The 15,448-nt window shown below is 71.6% G+C and carries 16 protein-coding genes and 2 tRNA genes; 10 read left to right on the forward strand and 8 right to left on the reverse strand.

All coding sequences use genetic code 11. The annotated features are described in order from the left end of the window. Positions 1–21 precede the first annotated feature (21 nt). The 4 genes from F7P10_RS29545 to F7P10_RS29560 all read left to right on the forward strand — a co-directional run bounded on the left by F7P10_RS29545 (position 22) and on the right by F7P10_RS29560 (position 4,038). Positions 22–1,926: a hypothetical protein gene (locus tag F7P10_RS29545; protein WP_151014247.1), complete on the forward strand. Its 1,905-nt coding sequence runs from the start codon at positions 22–24 to the stop codon at positions 1,924–1,926. 176 nt (positions 1,927–2,102) lie between these two features. After that, positions 2,103–2,645 carry a hypothetical protein gene (locus F7P10_RS29550; protein ID WP_151014249.1) on the forward strand — a complete coding sequence of 181 codons (543 nt, stop codon included), beginning with the start codon at positions 2,103–2,105 and terminating at the stop codon, positions 2,643–2,645. After that, positions 2,642–2,917 (forward strand): helix-turn-helix domain-containing protein, encoded by a 276-nt coding sequence (locus F7P10_RS29555; protein WP_151014251.1) that lies wholly within the window; start codon positions 2,642–2,644, stop codon positions 2,915–2,917. Before F7P10_RS29550 ends, F7P10_RS29555 begins: the two co-directional genes overlap by 4 nt. Further along, positions 2,914–4,038, forward strand: a complete 1,125-nt coding sequence (locus tag F7P10_RS29560; protein WP_151014253.1) for a hypothetical protein — start codon at positions 2,914–2,916, stop codon at positions 4,036–4,038. The genes F7P10_RS29555 and F7P10_RS29560 overlap by 4 nt, the downstream gene beginning before the upstream one ends. Positions 4,039–4,140: 102 nt before the next feature. On the opposite strand, the gene F7P10_RS29565 is transcribed toward F7P10_RS29560, so the two are convergent. The 3 genes from F7P10_RS29565 to F7P10_RS29575 form a co-directional block, all read right to left on the reverse strand. After that, entirely contained in the window at positions 4,141–4,554 is a 414-nt protein-coding gene (locus F7P10_RS29565) for a VOC family protein (protein WP_151014255.1), read from the reverse strand. 189 nt (positions 4,555–4,743) lie between these two features. Beyond that, positions 4,744–4,816: transfer RNA gene (locus tag F7P10_RS29570), tRNA-Lys, on the reverse strand. Between the two features lie 85 nt (positions 4,817–4,901). Next, positions 4,902–5,471 carry a response regulator transcription factor gene (locus tag F7P10_RS29575; RefSeq protein ID WP_151014257.1) on the reverse strand — a complete coding sequence of 190 codons (570 nt, stop codon included), beginning with the start codon at positions 5,469–5,471 and terminating at the stop codon, positions 4,902–4,904. 195 nt (positions 5,472–5,666) lie between these two features. On the opposite strand from F7P10_RS29575, the gene F7P10_RS29580 reads away from it, so the two are divergent. Further along, positions 5,667–7,199, forward strand: coding sequence for a hypothetical protein (locus F7P10_RS29580; RefSeq protein WP_218040179.1), 1,533 nt, complete (start codon positions 5,667–5,669; stop codon positions 7,197–7,199). Continuing rightward, positions 7,196–7,846: an NUDIX hydrolase gene (locus F7P10_RS43525; RefSeq protein WP_218040180.1), complete on the forward strand. Its 651-nt coding sequence runs from the start codon at positions 7,196–7,198 to the stop codon at positions 7,844–7,846. Before F7P10_RS29580 ends, F7P10_RS43525 begins: the two co-directional genes overlap by 4 nt. Here the strand turns inward: F7P10_RS43525 and F7P10_RS29585 are convergent. Beyond that, a complete protein-coding gene (locus F7P10_RS29585) occupies positions 7,833–8,612 on the reverse strand; it encodes a TetR/AcrR family transcriptional regulator (RefSeq protein WP_176611706.1) in 780 nt (259 codons plus the stop codon). The two genes, F7P10_RS43525 and F7P10_RS29585, sit on opposite strands and share 14 nt — an antisense overlap. A gap of 72 nt (positions 8,613–8,684) precedes the next feature. Between F7P10_RS29585 and F7P10_RS29590 the strand changes: the two genes are divergently transcribed. Further along, on the forward strand, positions 8,685–9,560 hold the full coding sequence (locus tag F7P10_RS29590) for an ATP-binding cassette domain-containing protein (RefSeq protein ID WP_151014261.1): 876 nt from the start codon (positions 8,685–8,687) through the stop codon (positions 9,558–9,560). Continuing rightward, entirely contained in the window at positions 9,557–10,381 is an 825-nt protein-coding gene (locus F7P10_RS29595; RefSeq protein ID WP_151014263.1) for an ABC transporter permease, read from the forward strand. Before F7P10_RS29590 ends, F7P10_RS29595 begins: the two co-directional genes overlap by 4 nt. Before the next feature lie 68 nt (positions 10,382–10,449). Here F7P10_RS29595 and F7P10_RS29600 read toward each other — a convergent pair. The 3 genes from F7P10_RS29600 to F7P10_RS29610 form a co-directional block, all read right to left on the reverse strand. Beyond that, positions 10,450–10,525, reverse strand: a tRNA-His gene (locus tag F7P10_RS29600). Between the two features lie 55 nt (positions 10,526–10,580). Further along, positions 10,581–11,174 (reverse strand): oligoribonuclease, encoded by a 594-nt coding sequence (gene orn, locus F7P10_RS29605; protein ID WP_151014265.1) that lies wholly within the window; start codon positions 11,172–11,174, stop codon positions 10,581–10,583. 46 nt (positions 11,175–11,220) lie between these two features. Further along, positions 11,221–11,865: a pyridoxamine 5'-phosphate oxidase family protein gene (locus F7P10_RS29610; protein WP_151014267.1), complete on the reverse strand. Its 645-nt coding sequence runs from the start codon at positions 11,863–11,865 to the stop codon at positions 11,221–11,223. A 108-nt stretch (positions 11,866–11,973) separates the two neighbouring features. Between F7P10_RS29610 and F7P10_RS29615 the strand changes: the two genes are divergently transcribed. Continuing rightward, the gene (locus F7P10_RS29615; RefSeq protein WP_151018364.1) at positions 11,974–13,272 is read left to right on the forward strand and encodes a PLP-dependent aminotransferase family protein; all 1,299 of its coding nucleotides are present in this window, start codon (positions 11,974–11,976) and stop codon (positions 13,270–13,272) included. On the opposite strand, the gene F7P10_RS29620 is transcribed toward F7P10_RS29615, so the two are convergent. Beyond that, positions 13,269–13,904, reverse strand: a complete 636-nt coding sequence (locus F7P10_RS29620) for a hypothetical protein (RefSeq protein ID WP_151014269.1) — start codon at positions 13,902–13,904, stop codon at positions 13,269–13,271. The genes F7P10_RS29615 and F7P10_RS29620 overlap by 4 nt on opposite strands. A gap of 444 nt (positions 13,905–14,348) precedes the next feature. Here F7P10_RS29620 and F7P10_RS29625 point away from each other — a divergent pair, with 444 nt between their 5' ends. After that, positions 14,349–15,437: a phosphotransferase family protein gene (locus F7P10_RS29625; RefSeq protein ID WP_151014271.1), complete on the forward strand. Its 1,089-nt coding sequence runs from the start codon at positions 14,349–14,351 to the stop codon at positions 15,435–15,437. Positions 15,438–15,448 lie beyond the last annotated feature (11 nt).

The following is a 15,448-nucleotide window of genomic DNA, read 5'->3' on the forward strand; positions in this document are numbered from 1 at the left end:
GCGGAACATCTGGAGGTCTCGATGTATGAGGCGGCAGAGCCCGGGCGGTTCTTTTCGATCAACATAGGTGAGAACATCAACAACGGGTTCATCGGTGGGAGCCAGGACAACAACGGTCGTTCTAACGGTGCGGGGAGTTCGGCAGCCGAGCGGTCACCGATGTTCGTCGGGAAGCTCTCTCCGCAGGATTCTCAGGAGGCGGCCGAGGCTTTCGTCCCGCCGGAGAATTTCAAGCGAACCCTTCGGGCGCTCGAGAAGGGCCTCGTGTTCCTGGCGCAAGGGCGGGGTACGGGCCGCAGGACGATGGCCCGGAACCTGCTGCGCGACCGCGTGGGCGCCGGCGTCGTCCATCACCTGGACGACACGCTGGACCTCCGTCGCTGGCGCCCTGGCCTGGACGGCGCGACCGGCTATCTGGTCGATGGAGTCCTGGGCGGCTTGCTGCGGCGGTCGGCGTTCCTCACTTCGCTGGTCGGCGATCTCAGGGACGCGGGGGCGGCGATGGTGGTGGTCCTGCCGGAGGACGACGAACTGGTCGGCTGGCTGGAGGACAACACGGGGTTCCCCGTGGTGCGTTGTGTACCTCCGCCGGGCAAGGACGTGCTGTTCGCACACCTCATGGCAGCCATCCCGGACGAGACTCGACGCAGTCGGCTCCTCGACGGGGTTTCACCCGAATTCCTGGAGGAATTGCTGCCGCCGGGCGCCGCGCCGGGGGCCGCACTGCAGGTGCTCGACGCTCTGTATTCCGCCGAGCAGCAGAAAGTGACGCCGGCGGAACGGCCCTCGTTCATCCTGGCCGAACTGACCGCTGCGGCCCATCAAGAGATCGCCGAACGCCTCGCCGTACCTCTCGAAGACGCGGAGTGGAGTTGCCTCGTCGCATCGGCGGTCTTCGCGGGTGAGGGGCAGCACGTCTTGCTGGAGCAGGCGGAGCAGCTGCACGCGACGATGCGTGAGAACGGCGGAGCGCCGTCCGTCGCCGAACCGGACATCGCAACAGTGCTGCCCGCCGTGCTGGATCGTTTCAGGATCCGGCTCGACCTCGTGCGGACGCCCGGACGCCCGCCGCGCACGAGCGTGGTGTTCGCGTATCCGATGAGGACGGTCGCGATTCTGCGGCACGCGTGGCGTAAGGCCGGGATCGACCGGGGGCTCCTCAGCTGGCTGCGCGGCATCGAGGATGAGGAACTGGTGGAACACGCTGGGTGGGCTCTGGCCCAGTCGGTGCCGCAGGGGCCCGGCACAGGAGGGCTGCGCAGCGTGCAGGGCTGCGTCACATCCGGCGGTCCACTGGCGTATGCCGTCGCGGCGTCGGGCATGCGGGCCCTTCTGGTCAATCCCGACACGGCCGACGAGGCGCGAGGACGCCTGTACACCTGGGCCTCCTCGGAACGTGCCGGCTACCGGATCACGGCGGCACTGACCTGCGGTTCCCGTACGGGGACCGCGCCGTTGCATCCCGCGCTGCCGATCCTGCGCCAAGTCATCAGAAGTGCGGAAGAGTACCCGAGTGGACGGGTCGACCGAGTCGTGGACGACGCGGTGATGCAACTGTTCCTCTGGGACGACCGGATCGAAGTACTTCGTGCACTCGTCGCCTGGTCGGGCGCGGAGGGGCCCGAGGCCCGGTACATGTCACGCATCGTCCCCCGGCTCCTTCGCGCGGATCCGCGGTGGTTCGAGTCCAAGATCACTGACTCCGCCGCGGTCGGCCTCGTCATCGCGCTGCTCACCAGAACCATCCTGTCCCGGGACTCCGGTCACCTACGCGAGGTGGTGCTCCGCTGGCGCCGCTCCGCCGAGCGCGACGCCTCCCGTCGGGAGCTCGTCGACGCGCTGCTCTTCGCGGTGGGAGAGAACTCCCATCCGCGCGTCCGACACTTCCTTGCCGCGATCAACCGACACGACCGAGGAGAGGCATGAGGTCAACCGGCACGTGCAGACCGCTTTTCCGCCAGATCGACGCGCGGGTCACACGCGAACACCCCGGCATCTGGATCGACTCCGGTGACGGATACCGGCACCTGACACCCGGCGAAGCGCTTGCCGAGACGCGCGGTGACGGTGGTGCGGCGCCCCTGCGCGACATCGTCTGGCCCGTGGCGATCACTTCGGCACTGCGGGGGCAGCCGGATCGGGACCTGGCGCAGTACTTCGCGCTCTGGCTGGGGCAGCCGTGGTTTGTCCGGACGATCGCGTTCGTCACCGCTCGTCTTCACGTTGACCCCGCGGACGTCGAGGCCGCGCTGGTCGCGTCCTTCCTGGAGGAGTTGCCGAACAGTGATCCGGACGCCCCCGGCGCCGGCGAGATGCTGCTCCGCAGGGCGTCACGTCGCGTGTGGCCGGAGGCCTCGTGCGGCCTGAGGGACGTGGCGGTGGCGGACATCGACGAGGTCGCACGGCTGGCCGACCTGGACGCCGTTCCGGGCGAGGGGTGGGAACTGGAGATCGACCCCCCGGCCGGTGCCGCCGGACTGCGCGCGCCCATCCGCATCACCTCCCGCCGCCAGGCCGAGGGGGAACGCGTGGGAATGCTCGCTCAAGACCTGGGACTCGGTGAGATCGTCCACCGTGCCCGGCGGCTCGGCGAGGGCCGTCCCGTCGGACGGCTGTCCCTGCGCCGCATCGGGGCCGCCCGGTGAGCGCCGCACCGCTGACCTTCGCCGAGGTGTTCGGCCTGCCGCTGGCCGTGAACATGCGAACGGCCGCCCGAGCGCTCGGCATCAACGTCCAGACGGCCTACCGGATGGTTCACGAGGACCGGTTCCCGTGCGAGGTCATCCGGGTGGGCTACCACTACCGCATTCCGACGATCTCGCTCATGAACGCGCTCGGCATCGATCAATTCCCGATCGACATCGAGCATCTGGAGAACGGCGTCCAGCTCGCACTGGAGATGGAGGAGCCCCGATGACCGTCATGACCGCGCCCGCCCAGCCCGACCCTTCGGAGGAGCCGGAGCGCCCGACGTCGTGCTTCGCGATCGGACCGATCGGCAATCGTCTCGCTCCGCGGGGGACTCCGGAGCTGGCGTTGTACGAGGACGCCCTCGAGGTGTACGAAACCGTCACCCTGCCGGCCTGCGCGCGACACGGCATCAAGCCGGTGCGCGCCGACGAACTCCCCGGCTCGGGAGAGATCACCGAGCAGATCTGCCGCCACGTCCGGGAGGCGGACATCGTCATCGCCGACCTCGGCGGCGGGAACGCGAACGTCATGTACGAACTGGGGCTGCGGCACGCGATCGGGAAGCCCACGATCCAGATCGGAGACCACGCGCAGCTTCCGTTCGACGTCGCGAACATCCGCACGATCAGGTTCGATCGCACGAGATCCGGGCTGATCCGCGCGCGTAAGGAACTCGAAGCCGCCCTGGAGGCCGGCCTTCGCAACGGGTTCGAGACGCTGACTTCCGCGCGGGTGATGCGGTCGGAGGAAGCGCTGGCGGGCCGGGTCGTCAAGGCGGACGACGAGACGGCACCGGGCTTCGTCGACACCATGGCCGCGCTCGAGCCCGAGCTGGAGCTGGTCCTCCGAGACTTCGAGGAGGTCGGCGAGGCCGCGGAGGAACTGGGAAGGGCGTTGGAGGAGACCACCCCGGACCTCGAGAGGCTCGGGCAGGGCAACGCCCAGCCGAGCGCCTGGGTGCTGGGACTCGGCAAGGTCGCCAAGGTGATCAGTGAACCCGCCGAGGAGTTGAACGGGACCACCATCCGGCTCTCGGACCGCATGAAGAAGATCGACGAGGGCGTGCGCCACCTGCTGGAGTGCATATCCGCCATGCCGAAGCAGAGCCGTGGGGAAGAGGTGAACGACTTCCTCCGGCAATTGGTCGAGATGGAGACGTTCCCGGAGGAGACCGTTAGGGACCTCAACGAACTCGGCCAGCTCATGGACTGGATCAAGGCGATGAGCCGTCAGCTCCGGAAGCCCGTCGGGAAGGTCTCGATGTCCATCGGCCGGTTGAACCGGGCGGCGGCCTGCGTCAACGAGTGGGCGGAAAGGGCCCGCACCATGCTGGAGCGGGACACGTAGCGAGACCGGCCACTGCGCCATGGGCGCAGTGGTCGGTGAGACGCGACCGGGACGCCCCACCGACCGTCACGGCGGTGCGTCCCGGTCGTCGCGTGCGTCCGTTCAGGCGGACGAGCCGGCGATGTTGACCATCCAGGTGATGCCGAAACGGTCGGTGCACTGGCCGAACTCGTCGCCCCACATCTGCGTCTCCAGCGGGACCCCCACGGTGCCGCCCTCGGACAGCTTCGCCCAGTACCCGCGCAGCGCGGCGGCGTCGTCGCCGCTCAGGCTGATGCTGATGTTGTCGCCGGGGTTGTACGGCATCCCGGGCGGGCTGTCGGCGCCCATGAGCGTGAAGCCCGCCTCGGACCGCAGCGTGCCGTGCATGATCTTCTCGGCCTCGGGCGCGCTCGCATCGCCGTACTCGCCGAAGGTGTGCATCGTCAGCTCGCCGCCGAGGACGCTCCGGTAGAACTCCATCGCCTCCCGGGCGTCGCCGTCGAAGCTGATGTAGGGATTGAGCTGCGATGTCACCGAACGCCCCCACGTCGAGAAAGCCGGAACCGTGTGCTGTTCCGATCTTCACGACCCGTCCGGGTGCGGGACAACCGGCATCCGTATTCGGGACGGCCGAACTTCGGTAAAGGAACGCCCGGACGAATGCGGCCCCGGAACGACGAACGGGCATTCGCCATGATGTGGTGAATGCCCGTACGGATGGGGTGCGCCGTCAGGGACTTGAACCCCGAACCCGCGGATTAAGAGTCCGCTGCTCTGCCAATTGAGCTAACGGCGCCCGTCGATCGGGGCTCCGGCCGTGGCCGGTGTCCCTCGCGACAGGAAGAACAGTATCAGCACGCGTGGACCAGTGCGAACCGGTTTCAGTCCTTCGCCGGCATGACGCTCATCATGCCCCGCCACAGGGCGATCGCGGTGGCGCGGGAGCTGACGCCCAGCTTGGCGTAGATGCGGTTGACGTGGTTCTTGATCGTCTTCTCGCTGAGGAAGAGCTGCCGGGCGATCTCGCCGTTGGAGCGGCCGGTGGCGATGAGGTCCATCACCTCGGCCTCGCGGGCGGACAGGCCGAGCGAGACGCGGGAGGCGTCGCGGACGCCGCGGATGAGGTCGTGCGGGGTGAAGGCGCCGGGGACGAGGTGGCCGCACGCGCCGTCCCGGACGGCCGGTTCGACGGCCGCGTCGCCGGGGGCGGCCAGGACGAACACGCGCGCGGTGCGGCCGAGCGCGGCGGCGAGCCGGGCCGCGGCGGCGTCCAGCAGGACGACGTCGGGACGCAGCCGCTCGGCGAGTGCGAGGGCCGCGGACGCCTCGGACGTGTCGGCGACGACGGAGAGCTCGTCGCTGGACTCCAGCAGGGCGATCACGTCGGCGCGGACGCGGGGGTCGCCGTCCACCACCAGCACGCGCAGGGGGGCCGTTTCATCGACACTCATCCGTTGCCCTCGGGGGGTCGTCGACAGGTATGAAGACGGAGCATAACCGGCCGGTGATCCATAGTCGATGGTGCTGGGCGGGGCGGACGGGGCGCTCAGCCGGGGATCGCACGATTTCTCCCCGCGGGCACGGAACCGGGGCGCTTCTTTACGGCATCCTATTCGTCGGATGGATTCCCCCACAGGGAGCCGCACATGGCTACTCACCACGAAGGCGACGTCTCGTTCGACCGGCTCATCGCGGGCGACCTGGCCCGGACGATCACCGCCGTCCCGCAGTCGCTGGACAACCAGTGGCTGGACGACGAACTCCTCGCCGCCACGCTCCGGGAGGGGCGGGTCACCCGGGCGATCAGCGACGAGCAGCAGCGCAGGGCACGGCGCGAGTACCTGCGGTCGCTGCTGAACGCCGAGAAGATCGTCGTGAACCGGGCGTACCTCTACAACAGCCGGATCGTCTACCAGGACTTCCTCCGGGACGGGCCCGACCGCGCCGCGTTCCGCGCGCTCCTCACCGACGGGACGATCCTGCCGTACCTCATGGACGAGACGTCACCCGTCCCGCGGACCCCGCCGGCGTTCCAGGTGACGGAAGGCTTCGAGGGGTGGCGGGCCGTCGCGGAGACGACCCCGATGTCGTGCCTGCGCCTGGCCTGGGACGACGCGATGTACTCGGAGCTGGTCGTGCGCATGAGCGACGGCTTCGAGAACTTCCTCACCCGCCTCGGCAAGTTCCGCGCGCCCGCCCTGCGCCGCGACCTCGGCCTGGGCGGGGAGGAGGCCGAGGCGGTGGTCGCGCACCTCAAGGACGTGGCGGCCTGGGCGTTCGAGCGCACCAACCGCGGGATCCCCGTGACCCGGCAGATGCTGTACGAGCGGTTCATCGTGGGGGAGGGCGGCGACGTCGCCGCCCGGGAGTACGACCGGAACCTGCCGCACGTCGCGCCGCTGAAGCAGCTGTTCGACCTGAAGTACGCGACGAACCTCGCCGACGCCGTCGACGTCTACGCCATCACGCCCGGCGACTCGCCGCGCCGCACCGCGCTCCAGGAGGGGATCGCCGACCGGGCGCCGACCGGGCGCCGGGAGCTGGCCGAGACGGACGCCGACCAGGTCGTCCGGATGCTGCGCCACCTGACCTTCGAGAACGTGCAGGGCCTGCTGGAGCGGGTGCCCAGCCTGGACCGGCTGACCCTGTCGGACATCCGCCAGGTGCGCGGGGAGCGCGAGTGGCGGGTCTACCGCGACACGTTCGCGGGGCTGCTCGGCACCACCTCCGTGGCCGACCTCGCGGGCGACGCGGGCGGGGCCGCGGCCGTCACCGGTGCCTACCTCGCCATGCTGGAGAAGGCCGAGGAGATCCACGCCGCGAACTGGCAGGACCAGGCGGGCCGCCGGTTCCGGGGGCTGGCCGAGCTGGCCATCGACATCGGCGCGCTGACGATCAACGTGGCCTACATGAGCGACCACTCGATCGGGTACGAGGTCGTCGGCGACGCCGCCGGCATGGCGCTCGGCCGGGCCGCGCGCGTCACCGTCCGGCTGGGGCTCGGGCGGCTGCTGGAGTCCCGGGCCGGGTACCGCGTCGAGAACACCGCGCAGATCCTGGACATGCGAATGGACGACCCCGCCCGCGAGGCGCAGAAGATCATCGACCATCTCGCCCGCACCGGCACCCGGCTCCGCCCGGCCCGGAACGGGACCGACCAGTCGAACGAGGCCGGGTGACCGCCGCCGAGCCGTCCGCCGCGTACGAACGCCTCCGGCGGGACCACCCGGACCTGTTCGCCGATCCGCCGGACGCCCCGGTGCGGATCCTGCCGTCCGTGCCGGCCACCGGCGGCCCCTACGGCGTCTGCTACCGGGACCCGTACATCACCGTCGTGCGCGACCCGGTGGAGTTCCCGGGCGGCGGCGTCGGCGGGCACGTCCGCGTGCTGCCGACGTCCTTGCGCGGCGGGGCGGCCGTCCTTCCCGTGTGCGGCGACCGGATCGTCCTGGTCCGGCATTTCCGGCATTCCACTCGGCAGTGGCACTGGGAGATCCCCCGCGGCTTCGCCGAACCGGGCGAGTCGCCGGAGCGGACCGCCCGGCGCGAGCTGCACGAGGAGATCGGCGTCACCGCCCTGGACCTGACGTCGCTGGGGCGGCTGCACACCGACACCGGGATCTCGGGCGGCGCCGTCGAGCTCTTCTGGGCCCGCGTCGACCCGCCGACCCGCGTCGACGCCGATGAGGGCATCGAGAGCGTCGCACTGCTCGACCCCCGCGAACTGGACGTCCTGCAGGACCGGGGCGATCTCACCGACTCCTTCACCCTCGCCGCGCTCCTGCACGTCCAGCGGCGCTCCCTGCCGCCGTTCAGCCGCAGCTAGGACGGCGGCGCCGTTCGATCGCCTCGAGTCCGGCGATGAGCACGTCGAGGCCGAGATCGAACTCGGCGTCCACGCCCGCCACCTCGTCCGGGTCCACCTCCACCCCCGGATCGGCTCCCGTGACGTAGCCGCCCGCCGCCATGACGGGCCCCAGGTGGGGGAAGCGCTCGGTGGTGATGACCTCGCGCAGCATCTCCACGCCCGCCGGGGTCGCGGTGACCTCGCCCTCCTCGGCGAGCGACTGCTCCAGCTGCACCATCGACGCGACGTGCAGGGAGATGAGCAGGATGGCGGCGATCTTCTCGCCGTCGGTCAGCTCGAGGTCGGCCAGCGCCGCGAGCCCGAGGTCGGCGGCGCGCACCGAGGAGGGCATGAGGACGGACCACTGCCCGCGCGGGGCCTCGAGGACCCAGGGCCGGGCGCGGTAGGCGTCCCGCACCAGTCCCGCCCACGTTCGCAGGGCGTCGCGCCAGTCGTCCGGCAGTTCGACCTCGTCGGGGAGGCTCACCGCGGCGTCCTGCATGAGGCGGACGAGGTCGTCCTTGCCGGAGACGTACCGGTAGAGCGACATCGTCGTGAAGTCGAGCGACTTCGCCACCGCCTGCATCGTCACGGCGCCGAGCCCGTCGGCGTCGGCGATCTCGATGGCGGCGGCGACGATCCGGTCGTGCGTCAGCGCGCGGCTCGGTCCGCGCTGCGGGGCCGCCCGCATCCCCCAGGCGATCTCCAGTGCCTGCGGCAGGCCGGTCTCGGTCGTGTCTCCCATGCTCCCGATGGTCTCACCACTCCCGCGCCCAAAACTGTGTGCGTCATAAACGGTGTATGTCATACTCAGTGTATGCGATACACAGAACACCTCATCGAGCTCGACGGGGTCACCAAGGGCTTCGGGAAGCACGAGGTGCTGAAGGGCCTCGACCTGCGGCTCCCGCCGGGCATCCACGCGCTGCTGGGCCCCAACGGGGCGGGCAAGACCACGCTGGTCAACATCCTGTCCACGCTGACGCCCCTGGACTCCGGCGCCGCCCGCGTCCTCGGCCTGGACGTCCGCCGGGACAGGCGGGAACTCCAGGGACTCATCTCGCTGACCGGCCAGTACGCCGCCGTGGACGGCCGTCTCAGCGGCATCGAGAACCTGCTCATGATGGGGCGGCTCTTCGGGCTCTCCCGCCGCGACGCCGCCGCCCGCGCCGCCGACCTCCTCGACCGCTTCGACCTGGCGGACGCCGCCCGAAAGCGGGTCGACGCCTACTCCGGCGGGATGCGCCGCAAGCTCGACATCGCGGTCGGCCTCATCGCCCACCCGAAGCTGATCTTCCTCGACGAGCCCACCACCGGCCTCGACACCCGCAGCCGGCAGGCGCTGTGGGGCGAGATCAGCGCCCTGGCCGCCACCGGCACCTCGATCTTCCTCACCACCCAGTACCTCGAGGAGGCCGACGTCCTCGCCGACCGGATCCTCGTCCTGAACGGCGGCCGGATCGTCGCCGACGGCACCGCGTCCCAGCTCAAGGAGCGCGTCGGCGGCTCGACCATCCAGCTGCACGACGACCACGGCCGCATCGTCGAGGAGATCGCCACCCGCGGCTCGGCCGGCGAGCTCGCTCGGCACCTCGCGGCCCTCGCCGCGGACCGTCCCGACGTTCAGATCACCGTTCGCCGGCCCACGCTGGACGAGGTGTTCCTCCAGCTCACCGGAAGGAAGGCCGCATGACCGCCACCACGACGGCGATCCCGGCGACCGCGTCCCCCGCCCGCGGCGCCGGTTTCCTCACCAGCCTGAACCTGTTCACCACCCGCAGCCTCAAGCACTCCTTCCGCGACGGCGAATCGCTGCTGATGGCGATCCTGCTGCCCGTCATGCTGATGCTGATCTTCACCTACGTCCTCGGCGGCGCGATGGACGTCGGCGGGGGCGGCGGGCGCGAGGCGTACCTGTCGTTCGTCATGCCCGCCATCGCCCTCACCGCCGCGGGCTTCGGCGCGTCCTACACGTCCGTCGTGGTCAGCAACGACATGACCACCGGATTCATGAACCGGCTGCGCACGATGCCGTTCCCGTCCGTGACCGTCCTGCTGGGGCACACCGCGTCCTCGATGGTGCGCAACATGCTGGCCACCATGGTGGTGATCCTCGTGGGCTTCGCCGTCGGCTTCCGCACCGACGCGAGCGTCCCGCAGTTCCTCGGCGCCGTCGGCATCATCGCGCTGTGGATCCTGATGATCACGTGCGTCTTCGCGATGCTTGGGATGCTGGCGGGCTCGGCCGAGGCCGCCAGCGGCTACGGCTTCATCCTGCTGTTCCTGCCCTACATCTCGAGCGGCTTCGCGCGCGTGGAGTCCATGCCGGGCTGGCTGCGGCCCATCGCGGAGCACCAGCCGATGACGCCGATCATCGACACGTCCCGCGCGCTGCTGAACGGCCAGTCCCCGGGCTCCGCGCCCTGGATCGGCATGCTCTGGTGCGCGGGCCTCATGGCCCTGGCCGTCTGGCTGACCGCCGTCGTCTTCCCCCGCAAGGTCGCCCGCACGTGACGGACCCGCGCGCGGCGCGGACACGGAGAAGCCCTGGCCATCGCCTCGATGACCAGGGCTTCTCTGCCTGGGGTGAGTGAGGGGACTTGAACCCCCGACATCTTGGACCACAACCAAGTGCTCTGCCAGCTGAGCTACACCCACCGTGGCCGGGAACGCGCCCGGCTCCAAATTAGTGTAGCGGGTCCGCGGGAGTGGGTCAGCCGGAGATCTCGGTGGCGAGGGCGCGGGCGGTGTCGGTGTCGGGGCCCGGCTGGGGGACGAACACGGCGGCGCGGTAGTAGCGCAGTTCCTGGATGCTCTCGGTGATGTCGGCGAGGGCGCGGTGGCCGCCCTTCTTCTCCGGGCTGGCGAAGTACGCGCGGGGGTACCAGCGCCGGGCCAGTTCCTTGATCGAGGAGACGTCGACCATGCGGTAGTGCAGGTGGGCGTCCAGGGACGGCATGTCCCGGGCGAGGAACGACCGGTCGGTGGCGATGGAGTTGCCGCACAGGGGCGCCTTGTTGGCGTCCTTGACGTGGCCGCGGACGTAGTCGAGGACGGTCTTCTCGGCCTCGGCGAGCGTGACGCCGGAGGAGAGGACGTCGAGGAGCCCGGACGTCGTGTGCATGTCCCGGACGATCCCGGTCATCTGGGTGACGGACTCCGGCGGGGGCTTGATGACGATGTCGACGCCCTCGTCGAGGATGTTCAGCTCGCTGTCGGTCACCAGCGCGGCTATCTCGATCAGGGCGTCCCTGCGCAGGTCGAGCCCCGTCATCTCGCAATCTATCCAGACCAGCCGCTCGTTCATGGCCTTCACCTTACGACCATGTTCGAGCGAGCGGGGCATCGAGATGTCAGGGCGTCCGGGAGGTGATGTGCGGCGGGGGCTCGATGCCGGGGCGCAGGGCCGGGTCGGGGACGGGCGCGCGGAACTCCTGCCGGACGGGCAGCACGCCGGCCCACACGTCGAGTGCGTGGTCCTCGGCGTCGTCCTTCGGGGGGCCCTGCCGGATCTTGACCGAGGCCTCGGCGAGGGGGAGGGCGAGGACGGTCGTGGCGGCGAGTTCCTTGCGGGTGGGGAGCCGGGCGGTGTCCCACTGGCCGGGGGCGAGCTGCTCGGTGATGGCGCGCAGGCCGGCGAGCTTGGCGTCGCCGGTGAGGACGGACGGCGTCCCGTAGACGATCGCGCTGCGGTAGTTGAGCGAGTGGTGGAAGAGCGAGCGGGCGACGACGATGCCGTCGAGGTGCGTGACGGTGACGCAGACGTCCCGGGACGGGCCGTGGCGCAGGCTCGCGGCGCCGGAGGATCCGTGCAGGTAGAGGGTGTCGTCCAGGCGGCCGTATCCCGTGGGGATCACGCGGGGGGAGCCGTCGATGACGACACCGAGGTGGCAGACGAGGGCGGAGTCGAGGATCTCGTACAGGACGGCGCGGTCGGCGGACGAGCGTTCCGGGACCCGGCCGAGCCGGGTGCGGGGCGTCGCGGAGAGCGGGTTCATGTCCGATTACGCTAGGCCGGTGGTGGCCTGGTCAGTAGGGCCACTTGGAACGGATCGGGAGAGACCACTTTGCTGCCCCTCGTCGTCGACCGGGACGCGGACGAGTCCATGCACGCGCAGCTCGCGGGCCAGTTGCGGGGCGCGATGCGGGACGGGCGGCTGGCGGCGGGGGAGCGGCTGCCGGCGACGCGGGCGCTGGCGGCGCGGCTCGGGGTGAGCCGGACGGTGGTGACGGAGGCGTACGAGCAGCTGTACGCGGAGGGGTGGCTGGAGGGGCGGCACGGGTCGGGCACCTATGTCGCGGAGGGGGTGACGGCCGATCCCGAGCCGGGGCCGGGCGGCGCGGGCGTCGTGGAGCCCGAGGGCGGGCAGGGCGTGATCGACCTGCGGCCGGGGCTGCCGTGGGTGGGGGCGCTGGACACCCCGGCGTGGCGGCGGGCGTGGCGGCTGGCGTCCGGGGCGACGCCGCGGTGGCGGCAGGACCCGCACGGGCTGCCGGGGCTGCGCGCGGCGCTGGCCGGGCACGTCCGCCGGAACCGCGGGGTGAGCTGCCAGGACGTCCTGGTCACGCGGGGCGCGACGAACGGGCTGGATCTGCTGGCCGCGACGGTGCTGGCGCCGGGCGACCGGGTCGGGGTGGAGGAGCCGGGGTACCGGCGGGCGCGGGCGGTGCTGGCGGGGCGGGGCGCGGAGCTGGTGCCGTGCCCGGTGGACGAGCACGGGCTGGTCGTCGAGGCGCTGCCGGACGATCTGCGGCTGGTGTACACGACGCCGTCGCACCAGTACCCGATGGGCGGGGTGCTGCCGGTGCCGCGGCGGCGCGCGCTGCTGGCGTGGGCGCGCCGGACGGGCGCGCTGATCGCCGAGGACGACTACGACGGCGAGTTCCGCTACGACGTGGCCCCGCTGCCCGCGCTGTACGGGCTCGATCCCGAGGTGGTCGTGTACCTGGGGACGACGGCGAAGATCCTCACGATCGACATGGGGGTGGGCTGGCTGGTGGGGCGGCCCGACCTGGTCGCGGCGGTGGCGCGGCGGCGGGCGGAGCTGAACGACCGGACGCCGGTGGTGCCGCAGGAGGCGCTGCGGCTGCTGCTGGAGCGCGGGGACGTGGACCGGCACGTCCGCCGGATGAGCCGCGAGTACGCGCGGCGGCGCGCGGCGGTGGTCGGGGCGCTGGACGGGCTGCGGCTGCGCGGCGACACGGCGGGCCTGCACCTGGTCGTGGACGTGCCGGGGGCCGCGGACGTCGCGCGCCGGGCGGCGGCGCGGGGCGTCCTGGTGGAGACGCTCGCGCGGCACTTCGCCGGGCCGCCGGCCGCGTCCGGGCTGGTGATCGGCTACGGGACGGCGGCGGGCCCGGCGGAGCTGCGGGAGGGCTGCGCGGTGCTGCGCGAGCTGGTCTAGGAACGGGCGCCGACCGGGACGGGGTCACCGGCCGGCGGGCGTGCCGGGCCGGGTAGTGCCGTGCGGGCCAGCAGGGACGGTTCGGGGATCGGCGCGCGGGGCCGGGGCATGGGCGCGACGGGCGTGTCCGGGCCGGTGATGCGGCGGATGTCGATGCCGCCCGGGTCGGGCCGCTCGGCGAGGGGGGCCTGCGAGGCGCCGAAGTGCCCGCCGCGCGCCCAGTCCCGGCGGCTGCGCTGCGAGTGGTACGACTGCGGCGACGGCAGCGGCGGCCCGGCGGGCCAGCGGCGGGCGACGTGCCAGCCGTCCAGCCAGCGCATGAGGACGTCGATGCCGGTGAGCAGCGAGCCGGTGAACGGGACGCGGGCCTGGCCGACGACCATGATCTGCAGGCAGGCGCGTCCCTCGCGGCACACGGGGGCGTCGAGCAGCCGGGCGGCGCGGGTGGCGGGCAGGAGCTGCACCAGCTCGCCGGTGCCCGGGTGCCAGACCACGTGGGGCGGGCGCTCCTGTTTGAGGAGGTCGGCGGCCACGGAGCGGGCGGAGACCGACCGGGGGTCGTGTTCCCCGGTGAACCAGACGGCCCGGGGCGCACCTCCCTGCATCCCTCCGCCGTCGTCTCGTACGGGCATGCGTGCGGCTCCCGGCAGCCAGGCGTCTGCCACGGTGCGTCCCCCCAATCGGGCCGGGGTCGGCCCCGAATGGTCTAGTCCTATTCTCTTAGCCCAGCGAGACCGGAATGTCCAGCTTGCCGCCATGGGCCGGTGTCGGCGGCCGCGACTCCGGCGCGGGGGCGCCCACTTCGCCCCAGGCCGTCGTCGCGCGCGCGGCCCCGCCGTCCCGGAAACCCCGCGGCGCGGTGCCGTTCGCGGCCGTTCGCGCGGGCGGGAATCTCATGAACCGGTCTATGCGGGGTGAATCCGGCGCATGTCAACACTGGCACTTGACGCTCGGTAAATCAGTGTGACGCGACGGCCGGATGTGGCCGATTAATTACGGTGCGCAAGGTCATCCGATCGCGCCGACACCCGGCGGGGGTTTCCCATCTGAACCGAGTCACGTTCTAATAGGGCCTCATGACCGTTGACGCAGACCTTCCGGCCGGGGTCCCCGGCATCGACGTCCCCCGCCTCGCGGACTGGCTGGCCGGCGCGCTGCCCGGCAGCGGCCGGATCACCGCGATCGACCTCATCGCCGGGGGCCGCTCCAACCTCACCTACGGCATCACCCTGGACGGCGGGCGCCGCATCGTGCTGCGCCGTCCCCCGCTCGGGCACGTCCTGCCCACCGCCCACGACATGGGCCGCGAGTACAAGGTGCTGAGCGCGCTCGGCGCCGGGACGTCCGTGCCGGTGCCGAACACGCTGGCGTTCTGCGACGACGCGGCCGTCATCGGCGCGAACTTCTACCTGATGGACTTCGTCGAGGGCCGGGTCCTGCGCACCCGCGAGGACGCGGCCGGGATGACCGCCGAGCAGGCGCGCGGGCTCAGCGAGGCGCTCGCGAGGGCGCTCGCCGCGATCCACACCGTGGACGTCGAGGCGGCGGGCCTCGCCGACTTCGGCCGTCCGAACGGCTACATGGAGCGGCAGCTCAAGCGGTGGGGCAAGCAGTGGGACGGCTCGCAGGAGGCGATCCGCGCCACCGGGACCGTCCGGGACCTGCCCGAGTACGACCGGCTCGTCGCGCGGCTCGGCGAGCGGCTGCCCGCGGACGCCCCGGCCCGGCTCGTGCACGGCGACTTCCGGCTCGACAACGCGCTCGCCCGGCTGGAGCCCGAGCCGGAGATCGCGGCCGTCGTCGACTGGGAGATGTCCACGCTCGGCGACCCGCTGTCGGACCTCGGCCTGACGCTGGTCTACTGGGCGGAGGCCGCCGACGCCGAGGACGAGGTGCTGCCCGTCGGCGCGACGATCACCCGGGCGCCCGGCTTCCTCACCCGCGCCGAGTTCGCCGCGCGGTACGCCGAGCTGACCGGCTTCGACGTCGCCGACCTCGACTACTACGTCGCGTTCGCCTGCTTCAAGCTCGCGGTGATCCTGGAGGGGATCCACGCCCGCTACCTGCAGAAGGCGACCGTCGGCGAGGGCTTCGACCGGATCGGCGACGCGGTACCGGTGCTGCTGGCCCGCGCGCACCGCGTCCTCGACACCGGCTCGTTCTGACGTCCCGCGCG

Source organism: Actinomadura sp. WMMB 499 (assembly GCF_008824145.1).
In the GTDB taxonomy this organism is placed as follows: Bacteria; Actinomycetota; Actinomycetes; order Streptosporangiales; family Streptosporangiaceae; genus Spirillospora.